Origin of the sequence: Sinorhizobium fredii USDA 257 (assembly GCF_000265205.3) — a bacterium.
Taxonomy (GTDB): Bacteria; Pseudomonadota; Alphaproteobacteria; order Rhizobiales; family Rhizobiaceae; genus Sinorhizobium; species Sinorhizobium fredii_B.
Window position 1 is genome coordinate 2,979,126 of the sequence record NC_018000.1, and the last position, 16,573, is coordinate 2,995,698.

A 16,573-nucleotide genomic window follows, 5' to 3' on the forward strand; every position below is an offset into this window, starting at 1 on the left:
CAGCGCACTGCCACTCCTGTGTTTTACAAACTCAAGCAATCTCAAAGCCCGTTTTGCTGAACAAATAGTTCAACCTCTCCTTCGACCGCTTTTCGAGTCGCAGCATCCAGCTTTTCGCCGACGGATGTCCTCGTTTGCTCCGCCCCTTCGACCTTGAAACGGGTCGCCAGCGTTGCGTTGAAATATGCGCGTCGCAGGTCCGGCTTTCCGCGGGCAAAAGAGCCCTGGGCGTGACCTTTGGCAAGTTCAAGATACGCGTCCTCAAAGCCGCGACGCGCCGACAATTCAAACAGCGAAAGTGCGCGCTTCGTATCGCGGGACACCTTGCCAGCTCCTTTCAGAAGAAGGCGCCCTGCGTAGAGTGGCGCATACTGGTTGCCCATCTCCGTCGCGCGGAGCATCAGATCCAGTCCTCGTTTGATGTCTTTCGGCACGCCCAAGCCGCTGACATAGGCACGGCCGAGATTGTTGATCGCGTCGATCTGCCCGGCATCGGCCGCTGCGGAATAAAGCTTTGTCGCCTCGACATCATCCTTCTTCACGCCCGTGCCGCGGCGGAAGCTGTCGCCCAACGCATTGATTGCATTCGACCAGCCGCTTGATGCTGCAAGTTTGTACCAGAGAATCCCTTCCTCGGGGATTTTAGGCACTCCTTGGCCGCGTATGTAAGCTGATCCGACATTCGTCCTTGCTCTGAGATTTCCGAGAGACGCCGCCTTCATGTACAGATCGAAGGCACGCTTGTAATCGATCTCGCGGCCCATCCCGACGCGCGCCATAAATCCGAGATTGACGAGTGCGGCGCTGTATTGCTGCTCGCCGGCGAGCTCGTAGAAATGCTCCGCCCAGTCGTAGCGCCGGGCTATTTCCAAAACCCGGCCAAACTGGTACTGCAGACGTGCGTTTGTAGGATTTGCAGCCAGGGCAAAGCCACAGGCTCGCAGCCCATCGCGAACATTCACGAGTCCGTTCGTAACACCAGGTACAACACGTTGTGGGTCGTTTGGGTCGGCTGCGTAGAGGTCGCAATCCGTTACCAGAGCCTTCATTCCACTTCCTGTAGCTGGCATTTCTCGCGGCCAGATACGAAAAGTCTCGCTTACGGCGCGCTCGCCGGCCTGCTGAAAAACGAACTCCTCACCGGCGGCCGCAGTCTTTGCGCTCAAAGGCGCCTCGTTGGAAATCGGTGTGGCAGCAAGTGCGCCGGTGACAAAGAGCCCACGCTCATGCAGTGCAGCAATCTGGAGTTTGCTGCGCTTGAGCGCTTCCGCCGAAAGCTGGCTATTTGGAAATGCCTTTACGAAGCGTTCGAAATCCCTCGGGTCGGGACTGTCCTGAATGAAGTGCCAGAGCACCCGGTCAATCGTCAGTTCGCCATTGCCTGCCGAGACCTCCGACGCCGATTTACTATTGTCGCTCGCGCGAAAGACGAACCTGGTCTCAATCGAGCCCGTGATCCATGGTATCTGCGATCCATTGGTGGCGAGGCGTACGTCTCCGCGCACTGTTCGGAATGTGTCATAAACGTCGAGTCCCGGCTGCTGAAGTGCATTGGCCAGCGCCGAAGAATAAGGGCTGTTCACGCCCGTGCCGTCATAAGCGACTTCGCCGGCGCCAGTGGCGAAGGCGATGAGAACCTGGCCTGCGCCGGCCTCGATGTTCGCCAAACCCTCTCCCAATCCCTTTTGGCTTGTGAGCGGATTGTTGCGGCAAGCGTCCAAAATGATCAGCTTGACGCCAACCGGATCGTCCTTGACGATGTCGAGCAGGGTATTGAGGGCGATGGCGTCATCAAGGACTTCTTTGGCCGATCCCGTTCGTACATCGACGGGTAGCAGCAGGTTTCGACCTTCATGCTGCAACGCATGTCCGGCATAGTAGAGGATCGCCATATCGGCGCCGAGAAGATGGGTGCGGATCGCATTCTCGAGATCGTCGACGGCTGCTTTCTTGACATCGTAGAATAGCAGGACATCGAACCCAAGCTCCGTTAGCGTGGCGGCAATCAGCTTGGAATCGTTTTTTGGATTTGCCAGAGGCGCAAACTCGTATTCGCCGTTCCCGACCACGATAGCCGCTCGCCGTTCCGCGTAGGCCATCGACGAGAACGCCGTCAAAAACAGCGCCACCAGCGGGATCAGGAAAGTCCATTTCAGCGCAAAGGAAGAAATTTTCTGTCTCATTGGCCGGTAAGCCTAATTGCTGCTTCGTTCAATTGATTAGGCGAATATTTGCATGACCATAGTAGTGCAAATTTCGCAGCTCCGCAGCCGGGAAAAAAGAGGGTCATTCCCTATGTTGTTCAAGCTGAATGCGTTGCCGGATCTCGACGGCACAACGTGAAATAGCCGGACATCACGCTTCTGGGTCTGGGCCAAGCAGGCCAAGTCGAGCAGAAATGTATCCATAACTCGGCTTGAGTTCTCGGTGGGAAAATTCAATCGAATTCGATACTTCAGGCATGGAGTACAGAACTGGTGCAATCGACATGTGTCTTTCGAGGTGGCAGGTCGTTATGGTAAGTTCATGATCCAAGTCTGCCGGCGTCACGACACAGGGTTGTTCTCCGCATGTCCGAAGACCGCAAGACATTCGTCCAGACGCCGCTCGATCCCGCGAAGCTGACCTTCACCCATCTGCTCGGGTATGACGAAATCAGCCGCTGTTTTGCCTTCACCGTCGGGTTTGTCAGCCCCGACGAGAATGTCGATCCGCTGAAACTCCTCGGAAAACCAATCTCGGTCGAGGGAGAGTCCGGTGATCCGAAACGCTGGTTCAGTGGGCTTGTTTCGGATTTTCGCCTGATCCGGATACAGGAAGGGCTTGCATATTACGAGGCGGAGGTGCGGCCGTGGCTTTGGCTGTTGGGCAACACGACCGATTGTCGCATCTTTCAGAACATGAGTGTCGTGGAAATCGCCGAGGAGATCTTCTCGAAATACAAGCCCGCCAAGTTCGAGAAGCGGTTGCAAGGTTCCTATGAGGCGCGGGAATACTGCGTTCAGTATGACGAGACTGACCTGGACTTCGTGCAGCGCCTATTCGAGCACGAAGGCATCATGTATTTTTTCGAGTATGGCGACGGTGAGCACACTCTCATCCTTGCCGACGCTATGAACAGGCTGAAGCCTGCCCCGGGTTATGCGACGGTCAAGTTCCGTGCCGAAGGCGAACCGATCCGACGGGACCAGGAATATATCACAGAGTGGGTAGCGACCAGTTCCGTCCACCCGGCCACCTATGCCCACACGGACTACGATTTCACCAAGCCCGCCGCCGACCTGATGGCGCAATCGGCGCAGCCCTTTGCGCATTCGCAATCACGGGGAGAGTATTACCGTCATCCCGGTGCCCACCTGACTGTAGGCCGCGGCGACTCCGTTGCCGTCGTAAGGCGAGAGGAAATTCAGGCTGCGCACAAAAGGATCGCGGCCGCCGGCACTGTGCGTGGACTGGCTTCGGGTTGCACGTTCAAACTGGAAGACTTCCCCCGCAAAGACCAAAACGCGGAATATCTAGTGCTTCGCGCCGACTACCGCCTTTTTGACCCAGGCTACCGCCCCGCCGCCTATGCGGACGAAGAGACCTTCCGCGCGAACTTGAAGGTTGCGCCGACTTCGCTGACTTATCGGCCACCGCGTATCACGCCTCGGCCGATCATGCGTGGTCCGCAAACGGCGACAGTCGTGGGCCCCAAGGGTGAGGAAATCTTCACGGATAAATACGCTCGGGTGAAGGTGCAGTTTCACTGGGACCGTCTTGGCAAGAAAGACCAGAACAGTTCCTGCTTCGTGCGGGTCTCGCAGACCTGGGCGGGCGCGGGCTGGGGGTTCATTCAGATCCCGCGTATCGGCCAGGAGGTGATCATCGACTTCCTTGAGGGGGACCCGGACCGGCCGATTATCACTGGCAGGGTCTATAACGGCAAGGAAATGCCTCCCTACGAGCTACCGGGAAATGCAACCCAGTCAGGGCTGAAGACGAATTCCTCACCTGGTGGGGGAGGCTGGAACGAACTGCGCTTTGAGGACAAGGCGGGATCGGAGGAAGTCTACTTCCAGGCGCAGAAGGACAACAACCTGCTGATCAAGAACGACCGCAGCAAGCTGGTCCAGCACGACCAGTCGGACCGTATCGACAACAATGCCAAGCATTCTGTTGGTGTGAACCTCGATGAGGACGTCGGTAACAACAAGACGACGAAGGTCGGCGTCGACCGAACGGTCGATATCGGCTCCAACGATACCGAAACCGTTGGAATCAACCGCTCGCTTACGGTGGGCGCTGACGAAACGATCAGCATCGGCTCGAATTCCACCGAGACGATCGGCTCAAATCACACCCAGACAGTTGGCATCGTCCAAACAGTCACTGTGGGGGCGGCACGCATCGACTCAGTCGGGGCCTCAGAAACCAGAACGGTAGGGGCCTCACAGACGAACACCATCGGCACGAACCGGTCAGTGAGCGTGGGCAGCAGCCAAAGCCATGACATCGGTACGTCCGACAGCTGGGAAATCGGCACCGACCAAAGCGTTCAGATCGGCGGCGGACAGACGAGCGAGATCGGCAAGGGCCGCAGCGCGAAAATCGGCGAGGACGATGCAACGCAGATCGGCGGAGCGAGATCGATAAAGGTCGCCAAGAGCAGCCTGGTCGAAATTGGTCAAGACGGTGGCGTGAACGTCGGGAAGAAGCTGGTGATCGAGGCAGGCGAAGCAATTACCATCAAGACTGGCTCAGCAATGATCGTAATGAAAAAGGACGGCACGATCACGATCGAAGGCAAAGATATTTCTGTCAACGCCAAGGGCAAGTTTGTCGGCAAGGCTTCGGGCGAGGTCAGTTGGAAGGGCAGCAAGATCAATCAAAATTAGAGGGGCACTCGGATGTCCGACACTCGGGAACGTATTGAAGGAGTGGTGATCGGTGTTTTGCTGGGGTTCGAGGCAGGCGCGCCGCTGGTGGTCTTTCCAGGCAATCCCCGGGAGACCGCGATGCCTGCGCGCAGTCTGGCCGACCTGACGTCTGTGATGATCGGTGCCGAGGTCGCGTTGCTCTTTGAAGGCGGAGATCCGACGCGGCCGCTCATCGTTGGCCGAATTGTTGAACCGGCGCGCAAGCCTTCGATGCCGAATGTCGTTCGTGACGGCGAGCGCGTGCGGATCACCGGCGAGGAACGCATTGAGCTTCGCTGCGGCAAGGCGACGATCATTATGGAAAAGGATGGTCATATCACCATCCGCGGCACCTATGTGACCAGCCACGCCAGCGCCGCGAACCGCATACGTGGCGGATCGGTGAACCTCAACTGATGCCGGCCGCGCCTGTTCTTCGCGAAATTGTCCGTCAGCATGCCGAAATGGCCGCATTCCTGTGGACGGTTTACGACCGGCATCTGCTGCATCCGGATGAGAACCCGGAGATGGACGAGGAGCGGCTCGAACGGTTGATTGAGCGATTGGAAGCGCATCTCGACGGTCTACGTGTGGCGGGCGAGGCGGGGCTGGAAATTGCGAAGGAGCGCTACGCCGAATATCCGGAGGCTGGCGAGTTGTTCGTGATCCGAATGCTCAAGGCAGCACGGCCTATCCCGGTCAGGCAATTGGACCTGGAGAAAGTCAGGGAATATCTCAGGGTGAACGGGGCGTTGCCCCGCTGAGGACAGCGCTAGTCGCCGGCCAGGCCCCACATGTCGTCAGGGATCGGCACACGCTCCCAACGATCCTCCTTAAAGACAGCGACGCCGCTATAGTCAAAGAGAATGATATCCCGTCCGACCACGTCCATGCGGTTCGGCGTGCGAAGATCGGCTGGCAGCTCTATCGACCGCCTGTAGGCCAACGCCGTATCGAAGATATGAACTCCCGCCGCACCCAGGATCGCGATTTCGCTCTGCCAAGGGCTGATGGTGTAGAAATCGTCAGTCAGGCCGATGGAGGATAGGTCCTCTGTTGCGTTCAGTCCGCTTGTGCGCACGATGACACCGTGGTCACCCACGGCAACGATGTCACCGCCGGGCATGACGATACAGTCGTTCAGACCGCCGCGAGCGTCCGTCGGGGCTTCGGTCCACCCACCGTTGCGCAGGTACAGGGCAGTCGAAGGCGGCACGCGGATTGTCCTAAACCTATGCTGGAGATCATCTGCGCCCTCCGCATCGCCACTTGCGCGTGCGCGGTCGATCTGCGCCTGTTGCTCGGGCGTAGGGTCGTTGTATTGAACCCGCTTCTGGCCGCAAAGGGCCACCGGACCGGTGCCAGGCCGGATCGCCATTCCGAAGAAGGCGCAGTCCTCGACCCCCCGCATGTCAAAATCGCACAAGCGCACCCAGTCGTCCTTCTGGCGGCGCTCATACAGCTGCGAACCGTACCCGCAGGCATAAAGCCTGCCATTGTCCCTTGCGATCCGCGACATTGCTCCATAGCCTTCAGCGTCGTCGCTTAGCACGCCGGCGCCCTCTATCTTTTCGACAGGGATGTCGCCGATCAGGAAGTATACGTCTCCCTCGTTGCTCATCGGAACGAAGACCGGCTTGCCGTCGCCGGGGTCAACGATTGAGGTGATCGACTTGATCGTGCGCGGAAGCTCCGCGTAACCCCATAAGATCTCGTGACCTTCGTTGTACATGAGGACGATGCTCTGAGGGTCTTCGTCCCTGAGTTCGCCAATCGAGATCGCGAACTGCTGTCGCGACACTGCGTGCCCCGCCCATAACCTGATCATCGGCCTCGTTCCTTCCTACCGGTTCATCATGCGGCCTTTGGCGCCCCGGCTGGGCAACGCGTTTGACGTCCGCAGCGTCTGGTCGTCATCGAGCATCTTGGATTGCTTGGTTACGGCCCGCTTTGCCTTCCGGATGCATTCCGGCGAGAGATCGAGCTCGTCGAGCGTGGACTTAGCCACCTCATGAACTTCTTCCGAAGTGCCCGTGCCCCACTCGCCGGATTTCTTCAGCTCCTTTTTCTTCTTCTTTAGAGCCTCGCCCTTCAGCGGCTTGCCTTTGGCATCGACCGCACCCGCCTTTCCGATCGCGTCCATGCCCTCGCGCTCGACCTCATGGATTTTGTCGTGATTCTTTGGTGACAGGCAGATGCATACGCCTCCTCCGAGGGTGGGCGCTCCGGCGACTCGCTTCTTCGGATCGTCGGCCTGGTCGCGCGTGCCCGTCCGGTAGGCCTTGTCGGGCACAATGTGGTGGGCCTCGCCCCCGGCCTTGTTGCACTTGTCGGCGATGTCGTCGTAGCTGCCCACCATGCATTCTATGCCGGCGTTCGGCTTCTTTCCCGGCCGGCCGGCGCGGATCATCGGCGGTCCGCCACCCTGCGGGGAAGTGTGGTCGTTCGAGGCGATGTCCGAGAACCGGTTGACGGGCTCACCGTCCATCTTCACGTCGTTCGACCAGGCGTGCGCGTATTCCTTACCGGTGATCTTCGAGGTTATGATGTTCTTTTTCGGCGCACAGCCCGCCTCGTCTCCGGTGCACTTCGAATAGTACGATTTGTTCTTTTGATTGACGGTTTCTCCCCCGATCTTGACCGTGCTTGTACCCTTATCAGTGTCCGAATCCATTCCGAACGTTGGGTAGGGCACGGGCACGCCGGGCGGTGTGGCCGGCGTCTGCGGCGGCGTGAAAGCTACATAGGGAAATGCCGCGATCACCTTGTTCGCCTGCGCCTTGCAGGATACCTCCAGTCCGTTCGCGAACACGGTCATTTTCGCCATTCCCGTATCTTGCCGGAGGCGAACACGGCCGCACCGCAGCCGCCATCGTCGCCCGAGGCTTCGATCAGAACTGGCTCGCCCGCATTGTATCCCTTGCACGCGGCTGTCATCGCCATCCCCGCCATCATCGGGACCACGGCGGCCCCGACATTGCCGACGCTTTCGGTGGGGCTCCAGAAATCCTGAAAGCCATGATGGCCTCTGACCAGTCGCAGTGACGCAAGTGCAGATTGCTTGAAAAAGTAACTTTCGCCGATGACGTCGGATATTCGGTAGCCGATGCGGTTCATTTCTATGCCTGCCTCGGCGAGCGCGGCGCGGTAGGCGCTGGTCATGCCATCGCCGCGAAAAGGGAGGTCGGCATGATTGTAGATGTAGGCAGGCTCACGGGCGAGCCCGAGACCGAGGAGGCGAATGCGGCCGTTGCCTGGCGGGGCGCAGAGGACCGCGGCGGCGGCTTCGCCGGGAATAAAGCCATTCGGATTTTCCGGCGTCAGCAGGCGATTGTCTGCGAGGTAGTGAGTCATGGCCGCTGCTGTCAGATAGCTGTCGACTCCGGCGATCATCACATAAGGTGCCTCACCCGCTGCCAGGATCCGCCGCGCCCGCTCGAGTGCGACATGTCCGGAGGGACGCCCATGGGCAACAATTCTCGAGCGGCCATGCGGCGGACATTCAGCGATCTCCCCAACCCGACTTAGAAGGCGCGGACCATCGGGGGCAGGGCGGCCGGGTCGACCCTCCTCGGCAAGGCAGAGAATGAGGGCGGTTTGGCCGCGCGCTTCAGGCACGGTTTGGAAAGCCTCGCAGATAGCGCCGGCCGCCAGATGGGCAATACGCTTTTCGCCGATCCAGTTGCGCGGCAGGGGCACCGGAGCACCGATCAGCCAATCGCCACCAGATCCGAGAAAGCGCGTCTCCTGAAAGCCGTCCAGCCGCGCCCGCATGGCCGCGCAGGCGGAAGGCGCGTCCAAGCCGACGGCTGTTACCATGCCTATGGAAACGATGTCGATCGATACGCTCAAACCTCTTCTTCCTCTAATCCTTCTGCCACATCGGCGCGGATGTAGCGTCGACCCGAAGCCCGCGCCCGCAGCATGGATTCGGTCGGCGGCCCAACCCAGCATTCGCTGAAGTCCAGGATTGTTCGGTGGATCCGCTGCGAGACCCGCCACACCAGCGAAAGACGGCGGTGCTCCAGGTCGAACAAGACAGTGTCGGGCAGTGTCGCCCTCTCAATGGCTTTTTCGGTTCCCTTGAACAGCGACATTGGCAAGCTGGTGCTGGGAAGACGAAAGCTCTCGCGGCCCGCGGGGGTCAGGTTCACCAGTACCACCTCTTCGCCCCCCTTTGGAAAGCTGATCTGCTGATCGGGGGGCGCCATCTGGAAATAGCGCTCGTCGAAATCCGATGGCAGGAAGGGGAAGATGTTGTCGGCCCAGTTCTGGTCGTAGGTGCCGCCGAATTCAATCCTGGCCGGCCAGCCTCGCCCCATCGGGCCGAAGCTCATTGGCCGGTAGTCGCCGAAAGGCGAGCGGATCTCCTCGCCAATGGCTTGAGTATTGGGCAACTTGAGACCGGGAATAAGATGCTGGTTCTTCGGTCGCGCCCATCCCGTGCCAACGGGGTTGAGATGATAGCTGGCGGGAAGATTGTCATCTGGATCGAGGCGGTCCCTGCCTCCCCAAGCTGTATCGTAAGAAAATGGCTGGCGCAGGAACGGCAGCGGCGCCGTCGCGGAAAAGAGCGGCCCGCGGGCGCGCCATTCGCGATCCCCCACCACGTCAAAGGCCTTCGACCATTCACCAAGCTTGATGCCGACCCGGACACGCTGGGCGGGACGTCCGCCCGGTGCATAGGCGCACCCATTGGCGATCACGTCGCAGCGTGGCTTGCGGAAGGCGAAGTCCGTCTCCCAGAGCGTGGCTGAAAAACCCGGTTTACCGGTATGAGTATCGGCCATCACCAGCGGCACCTGCTCGGATGATTTGCGCACAGGACCGCCCGGCGTCTCGGGAAAGTCGAATGTTCCCTTGACCACCACGATGACGTACTCGTGCCCGGCTTTGTCCATGCCCATCGTGAATTCGGTCGGGAAGCCGGTCTGGTTCCAAATTTGCATCAGCCGGACCCCAGACTTGCGCAAAGGAGTTGGCGGAGCGTCAATTCGGGCACGTCGGGGTTAACCTCAATCGGTTCGGATCGTCGAACCCAGAATACCATGCGCCGGACCAGGTCGCCGGTGCCCGCGACTGCGGGAAAGGGAAGGGAGATTAGGCGGGCGGCCAGGCACTCGCCGTCGAGTTGACCCTCGCGCGCTGACGTCCCAGCCGCCTCCAACGTGTCGAACCACTCCGCAGCGGCAGTCGCGATATCGATGGTCGCAATCAGCGGCGCGGCAGCAATCGTCAGCGGAAACTGCCGGCCTGCGCGGTCGGCGCTTGCGATCACCACGCCCGTCATAGGCCCGAAGGCCTCGTGCCCCAGCAAAAACCGCAAAATGGGCTTTTCCTGCATCGAACCTTGCGAAAATCGGTGAACGAGATGTCGGCTGATCCAGCGATCCCATGCGCCAACGAAGGAGGCGGGCAGGCCGCGCGTGACAAAATCCCCCGTCGCCGGCAACTTTCCGAAGAATCCCGGCAGGATCAAAGCCGCGTCGGACACGTAAACCTCGCGAACATTTTCAGGTCGTAGGGATTGGCTACGCTCGCCGCCCGTAGCTCAAAATCTGCGTAGTAGCCTTGGGCGGCAAGCCGCAGCCGGTAGAGTTCCGGAAGCTCGGTCCTCGTCAACCGCCCGGCACGCAGCATCCGCAGCAATGCCCAGCTTCCTGTCTCGCTGACCATTACCTCCGGCGAGCCGTCGATCGGCTGGAAGGCGAGGGTAATCACGCCGGTTCCGTCCTTGCCTGGCCAGGTCATCGGCTGCGGTCGGGTTGGGTTGTTGTAGTAGGAGAGGCTTTGTCCATCGACGTTCAGCGTGACGCGGCCGACGGTCGGCGAAAGGTCCTTGGCCTCGAGTGTAAAGGTCAAGATCGGTCCGGCGCCGCCGGGGAAAAGACTGTCGCGGATCAGCCGGCTCTGCTCCAGGGCTGCCAGAGCGGATGAATCAAGCCGGATATCCGAGCGCCACTTCCAGGGGTGCCGGGTTACGTCGATATAGCTGACCAGGTGATTGTTTATGAAGCTGTCGATCAGTCCTCCGGGACTGAAGATACGGGCAAAGTCAACGACGTTGACGTCGATTGCGCTCTCAGGGACGAACGGGTATCGATTCGTGAGCGCAGCCTGACAGAAGGGCAACACGTCCGCGCGCCAGATGGCGTTCAGTTCTGAGGTGACGGCTCCCGTTGTAAGACCGCTGGTGTCCCCGGCGATGCCTGCCAGCCAATCGTCGAGCGGGTCGGGCAGGGTCGCGGCCTGCCTTGCCACGGCCCCCGTGAGTTCGGCCAAGCCGCCTTGTCGCTTGATTGCGTCCTGGGCATCGGGACTTGCCTGTACGGTCTGCAGCATGTTCGAGAGCGCGGTCAGCGCCGTGACTGCGTCATTGAGTGCCGGAGGTTGGCCGTCGACCTCGGCGATTGCGCCCTTGATGGGCTTGAAATGCTCTGCGACCAATGCGCCCGAGAGATCCACTTCGGACTTCGAGCCGGGGGTGGGCATCAGCTTAACGCCTTTTTTCGCGAGCTTGCCGATCTTGCCGAGCTTCGACAGCAGCTTGGATGCTCCGGCCGGGGCCGCTTTGCCGCCGCCATCGGATTCGGAACGGGTAAGTTCCGTCTCGTGCACGATTGCGTCCAGCAGCCGCTTCATTGAGGAATCCGCACTGGAGAGATCCTTGAGATTCTCGCTGGCAGTCTGCAGGTCCCCAAGCGGGGCGAGCCTGACATCGCGCAGGAAGCTATCCCACTGCGAAATGTAGTCGTCGTAGTAGAGCTTGAGGATGTCCTGAGCAAGCGACGCGACTGACGGGCTGGCGCTTTCCGAGCAGCCGCCGGCAAAGACGGAACGATCGAGCGCAGCCTGCGCGGCCACGTCCTCCAGCCTGGCGAGGATCACGTTATGGAAGCCGTCATAGGTGAAGGCCCCGCTGATCCCTACTCTAAAGGTCTTCTGCGAGCGGCGAGCGAGAACCTTCGGGCCGTTCGGGCCGACATGATCCGCGGGGATCCATTCCTTCAGCGCCCTGACCTCCGGATCGGAGAGCAGTGCGTTATAGGCGCGCACAGGCAGTGGAATCGAGCAGATGCTGCGCAATGCTTCGCCTACCAGCGCTTCATCGGCAGAGATCAGACTTTGATCCGCAGCCATATTGGCGATCGCGGCGAGTTGATGATCGGCGGCCATCTCGGTGCGGAATGGCGGCACGGGCGCGAATTCAGGCAGCCGCTCCGTCCACCATTGCTCGGCGAATTCGAAGTCCATCGGCGACAGCCCGGTCATCATGCGATACGTCTTCAGCGCGCCGAGCTGGAATTCCGGGTCGCGGATCTGGCGCCACATCGTTGCCTCAAGCAGCGCGACCATACGCGGTTCCAATATGTTGCGTAGTGCGCGGTCATAGGCATCAGCCTGAGCCTGCCTGATCTCGGTGGCGGCGGAAGGGCCGATCAAGGCCGCTATACCAGCCGGCGGTTCGCTACGGGCATTCGAAACCTCGGTGACGGCCTCGAGCGCCATATCCAGATCGAGGGGTTCCAGTGGCGCCTGGCGTGCGGCAACCGGAGTGAGCGGAAGCTGCAAGGCCTCGAGCTGTTCTGCTTGTGCAGCAAGAGTTGCGCAATTCTTGCGATAGGAGATGGTGAAGACCAGACCGGCCATTAGGACCAATCCCGCTGCGGCCACAACGGCGCCGCGCCATATCCAGATACGCCGTTCCTCTGCGGCGGGATCGAAAGTCCCGAGGCCCGCTTCCTTGAAGATCACCTTCGAGAGCAAGTCCCTGAGGAAAAAGCTGCGCTTCTCGGCCCGCGGCATGGGGGAGGCTGGCTGTGCCGGCAGGCCGAAAGACGACGACAGGGCGGCCGTCAGTCGATCGATCGCCGTGCCTTCTTGGGTTGCGGAGGTAAGATAGATACCGCGCAACCAGGCGCTTTCGGCATAGCGACTTTCGCCAAAGATGGTCTCGACCAAGACGCGAACCGGTTCCGAAACGGTCTCAACCTGAGCGGGGAAACGGAATATCTCTGCACGGGCGACAAGGTTCTCTTCGTTTTCGAGGCGGGGAATGAGGCGTTTTTCCAGCACGGCGGTCAACGCCGTGAGTTCCTGTGAGACCTCGCTGCCGTCAATGCGTGCACCGGGGGGAAACGTCGCTCCCCACACCTGCTCGCGATCGGCTGTCGAGAGCCCTTCAAAGAACGTCTCGAACCCCTTGATGAGATCCGCCTTCGTCAGCATCAGGTAGACCGGCAAGCGGATCTTGAGGTGTTCCTGAAGTTCGGTCAGCCGTTTGCGGATCTGCCGACCATGTGCGCGAATGACCGCGTCGCCCTCCAGGAGCGTCTCGATAGAGAGCGCCACGATAACACCGTTCAAAGCGCGACGGCCCCGGTGTTTCTTCAGAAGATCGAGGAATGCCAGCCATTCCGCTGCATCGACCTCAGGTTGGCTTTCCTGTTGAACGTAGCGCCCGGCGGTATCGATCAGTACCGCCTCTTCCGAGAAGAACCAGTCGCAGTTGCGGGTTCCACCGACCCCATGCAGATCGTCAGTAAGATCAACGGGGAAGCTCAGTCCTGACTGGCGCAGTGCCGTGGTCTTGCCGGTTCCCGGCGGGCCTATGATCACGTACCACGGCATATCCCGAAGGAACTTTCGACCTCCGACTTTATGACGTTTCAGTTCGCTCATCACCTCGCGAAATTTCGCGCCCACCGACGCAACGCCCTCTTCTGCCGGGGATGGTGGCGCCTCCGGTTGAGGGGCGATTTCGGATACGAAAATGCGATTGGCGCGGATCGCCCGGCGCTGCGCCGCAATCCACCAGATGACAAACAGAAGGAGGAGGACGCCGATCACAAACAGCCGCACCATCTCCGAAGCGAATGGCGTGCTCTCTCCGACACTGATGATCGGACCGAATACCCAGATGAGCAGGGATAAGAGCATCAGGCCAATGAAGGTCCAGAGCCAGCGCGAGGTGAGGACAGCCCAGACAAACCTGAAGATCTTCATCTCAGAGCCTCTTTGCGATCAAGAGCTCGATCCTGCGATTGGCGGCTCGACCTTCTCGACTATCGTTCCTGGCCAGGGGCTGCGTTGCCGCACGTCCTTCCGATCGCACGTGTTCAGTTGGCACGCCGTTGGCCGCCAGCAAAGCAGCAATCGTAGCAGCGCGCGCCTCGGAGAGGCGTTGATTGTTTGAAAGCGGATTGGTGGCCTGGAGTGGAACATTATCGGTGTGACCGACGATCGTGACACTTCCGATCAATTCAGCATTATCCCTGAGAACAGCCGCAATAGAGACGACGAGCGGTTCGAAGCTTTTCGTCAGTTCGGCCCGTGCAGACTGAAAGAGCTCCGGATTGCTCGATTGAAGCAGGAGTTTCACAGAAGAGGCGGTTTCATTGCCCTTCAGGGCTGACAGAAGGGCAGGAGGCGCGGCGGCGCGAAATTCGGGCAAAAGCTCGAAAACGACCGCTTGGACCGATGGCGCATCCGGCGCCGGCGTGCGCTTGTTCGGGCGATAGATTTCGGCCCGCTCCGGCGGCGGCAGTGCCCGAACGAGCGTTGCTAGTTCTTCCGCCTTGGCCCCCAGCCGCATGGACAGCGGCACGTAAATCGCGGTCGCAAGCACCACCGCCACGACTGCGAGCACCCAGATCGGAATGGCAAAGCGGGAAGGTTCGTCGGCTGCCATGACGCCCTCCCACCTGGGCGAGAGCGGCGCACTCTCGCCATCGGGGTCCCGCAGGAAGCGGGCAGCTGCAGCTCGCACAGCGCTGAGGGAGCGATCACCTGCACGCCCCGGCACGCGGTATTTGCCCCGGAAGCCGAGCGCCAGGCAGAAATAGTGCAGCTCCAGCAATTCACGATCGCGGCCGGGATGGCGCTCAAGTTCTTCCAACCGGGCGAAGAACTGTGCACCCGCATCCACGTCGCCTCGAAGCATGACGACGAGCGGCTGGCGAGGCCACGCACTGGAGCCGCCCCATGGTGTGTTGAGCGCCAGATCATCGAGAAGCGAAGCGACAGCCCAGGCGGCCGCGTCTGCCCTTGTAAGGCTTGCCCCGGAGGCAACGGCCGCATCTCGTGCAGTTACCAGCTCCTCCATGAGCCTTGTTCTCAGCGCTTCCGGATTGCCGGGCGGCAGCGCATTCTCGAGTTCCGGCGCAAATTCCAAAAGCGTAGCGAAAGCATTGATCAGCGTGTTGGGATGGCATCGCGCCCGCCTCACTAACGGGCCGGTGGGAACGATCCGCTTGGCGGCCGGCGGCGGGCGGATACGCGTACGGCCTTGATCTTCCGAAAGGCCGAATGGGTCCTCACTTGCCATGGCGCTACCTGCTTACCGAATAGCAGTCGACTTGTGGCTCGCTGGGCAAGATACCGGAAACGCCAATTACGAATCCCGGCGAGCGCAGCAGCGATTCCCAATGCTCGCTGCGTTGATCCAGCTCCAGACAGAGACGGTCTCCGTCATAGGGGATTTCGCGCGGCTGCGAGTGAAGAGGCTTGAGGCGTATGCCTGGCAGTCGGGATTTCCACAGTGCCTCGAATTCGTCCGCAGCACCGACGGTCACCTGGTCGACAAAGATCTTGCGGAGCGCTTCCTCTGAGACGTCGCACCCGACGCGCACAACGATGCGGCTCGTCGTCAGCAGTTCGGGGTTGTCGATGCGCACCTTCCAAACGTTGGTCGAATGCTTCACAACGGGTAGCGCCCGCGACTTCGGCTCGACATAGCGCAAGCTCAGGATAAGCGATCGCAAGGTGTCTGCCAGCGCAGCAAAGGCCGGCCCGGGTGCCATATGCTCGTAGGTGGGAAGCTCGGTCAGCCGCCTGGAGCCTGATCCGTATGTCGCCATCCGGCCAGCCAGTCCGCTGAGCTCAAGAAACAGCTCGGCCGGATGAAAGACCTCCTGTGGAAGCATATGGGCCAGTCGCGGTCGGGCCGTATTGGCGAGATCGAGCACCAGCAGGTTTTCCACGCTGCGGCCGGCGGCGCCGAGCACCATCTTGCCATGTGCGTCGGCAATGCGGTCAAGCCCAGTGATTACCTCCTGCATGAGCTTGCCGTAGAAGGGCACAGCACCGGTCGTCAGCGCCGGAGGCAGAAAGTATTCAGCAACCGCGACACTACCATCAGCAAGCAGTCCATTAACGCTCGTCACTGGCATTGCCGTGTAGCCGCCAGTCGCCTGAGCCGGCGACAAGAGCAGGGCTTGCGGTCGACCAATTTCAATCTCTTCAGGATCGGCGCCGCCATGGACTGCGTCGCGTATCCACTCGATCCGCCCTCTATAACGCGCTCCGGTCGGTTCGCGGTGAGCGGGATCGAAGCTGGCTTCGCCCGGGGGCTCCAGTGGCAGAGCGAGTTGCACCGCCCCCGCGCCCATGTCATTCGTGATTGCCAAAGGTGTGGGGGCGTCCATTGTTTCTGGTATCGCGAATGGGGTGCCGTCCGGGAAAATGCCACGCGCTGACGATACGGCGACCCGTCCAGCTTCAAGTTGCGTGGCATCGAGCGTGAGCGACCTGAAACCAAAGGTCTGAAGCCGACCCGCCTGCAGCGAACCTCGCATCAAGGCTTCGTTATAACGATCCTGCTGCTGGAAATGCTGCGTCCGGAGGAACAGTCCCTCCAGCCAAAGCACCTTGTTAGCGTCCGTCATACTGAACGC

At 60.4% G+C, this 16,573-nt stretch carries 12 protein-coding genes; 3 read left to right on the forward strand and 9 right to left on the reverse strand.

The annotated features are described in order from the left end of the window. Positions 1 to 41 precede the first annotated feature (41 nt). Positions 42 to 2,183, reverse strand: coding sequence for a caspase family protein (locus tag USDA257_RS13755; RefSeq protein WP_014763576.1), 2,142 nt, complete (start codon positions 2,181 to 2,183; stop codon positions 42 to 44). A gap of 387 nt (positions 2,184 to 2,570) precedes the next feature. Here USDA257_RS13755 and USDA257_RS13765 point away from each other — a divergent pair, with 387 nt between their 5' ends. The 3 genes from USDA257_RS13765 to USDA257_RS13775 are packed head-to-tail and all read left to right on the forward strand — an operon-like array spanning position 2,571 to position 5,662. Continuing rightward, a complete protein-coding gene (locus USDA257_RS13765) occupies positions 2,571 to 4,877 on the forward strand; it encodes a type VI secretion system Vgr family protein (RefSeq protein ID WP_014763577.1) in 2,307 nt (768 codons plus the stop codon). Positions 4,878 to 4,889: 12 nt separating this feature from the next. Then, positions 4,890 to 5,315 carry a DUF6484 domain-containing protein gene (locus USDA257_RS13770; protein ID WP_014763578.1) on the forward strand — a complete coding sequence of 142 codons (426 nt, stop codon included), beginning with the start codon at positions 4,890 to 4,892 and terminating at the stop codon, positions 5,313 to 5,315. Then, a complete protein-coding gene (locus tag USDA257_RS13775; RefSeq protein ID WP_014763579.1) occupies positions 5,315 to 5,662 on the forward strand; it encodes a hypothetical protein in 348 nt (115 codons plus the stop codon). The genes USDA257_RS13770 and USDA257_RS13775 overlap by 1 nt, the downstream gene beginning before the upstream one ends. A gap of 8 nt (positions 5,663 to 5,670) precedes the next feature. Here USDA257_RS13775 and USDA257_RS13780 read toward each other — a convergent pair whose 3' ends face one another. Genes USDA257_RS13780 through tssK form a run of 8 tightly spaced genes read right to left on the reverse strand, consistent with a single transcriptional unit; the run spans position 5,671 to position 16,564 of the window. Beyond that, entirely contained in the window at positions 5,671 to 6,726 is a 1,056-nt protein-coding gene (locus USDA257_RS13780; RefSeq protein ID WP_014763580.1) for a hypothetical protein, read from the reverse strand. Positions 6,727 to 6,741: 15 nt separating this feature from the next. After that, entirely contained in the window at positions 6,742 to 7,716 is a 975-nt protein-coding gene (locus USDA257_RS13785; RefSeq protein ID WP_014763581.1) for a PAAR-like domain-containing protein, read from the reverse strand. Further along, the gene (locus tag USDA257_RS13790; protein ID WP_014763582.1) at positions 7,713 to 8,750 is read right to left on the reverse strand and encodes a 3-oxoacyl-ACP synthase; all 1,038 of its coding nucleotides are present in this window, start codon (positions 8,748 to 8,750) and stop codon (positions 7,713 to 7,715) included. Before USDA257_RS13790 ends, USDA257_RS13785 begins: the two co-directional genes overlap by 4 nt. Further along, entirely contained in the window at positions 8,747 to 9,847 is a 1,101-nt protein-coding gene (locus USDA257_RS13795) for a DUF2169 family type VI secretion system accessory protein (protein WP_014763583.1), read from the reverse strand. The genes USDA257_RS13790 and USDA257_RS13795 overlap by 4 nt, the downstream gene beginning before the upstream one ends. After that, on the reverse strand, positions 9,847 to 10,392 hold the full coding sequence (gene tagF, locus USDA257_RS13800; RefSeq protein WP_014763584.1) for a type VI secretion system-associated protein TagF: 546 nt from the start codon (positions 10,390 to 10,392) through the stop codon (positions 9,847 to 9,849). Before tagF ends, USDA257_RS13795 begins: the two co-directional genes overlap by 1 nt. Then, positions 10,374 to 13,904, reverse strand: coding sequence for a type VI secretion system membrane subunit TssM (gene tssM / locus USDA257_RS13805; RefSeq protein WP_014763585.1), 3,531 nt, complete (start codon positions 13,902 to 13,904; stop codon positions 10,374 to 10,376). Before tssM ends, tagF begins: the two co-directional genes overlap by 19 nt. Position 13,905: 1 nt before the next feature. Then, positions 13,906 to 15,225, reverse strand: coding sequence for a type IVB secretion system protein IcmH/DotU (gene icmH, locus USDA257_RS13810; RefSeq protein ID WP_014763586.1), 1,320 nt, complete (start codon positions 15,223 to 15,225; stop codon positions 13,906 to 13,908). 4 nt (positions 15,226 to 15,229) lie between these two features. Further along, positions 15,230 to 16,564, reverse strand: a complete 1,335-nt coding sequence (tssK, locus tag USDA257_RS13815) for a type VI secretion system baseplate subunit TssK (RefSeq protein ID WP_014763587.1) — start codon at positions 16,562 to 16,564, stop codon at positions 15,230 to 15,232. Positions 16,565 to 16,573 lie beyond the last annotated feature (9 nt).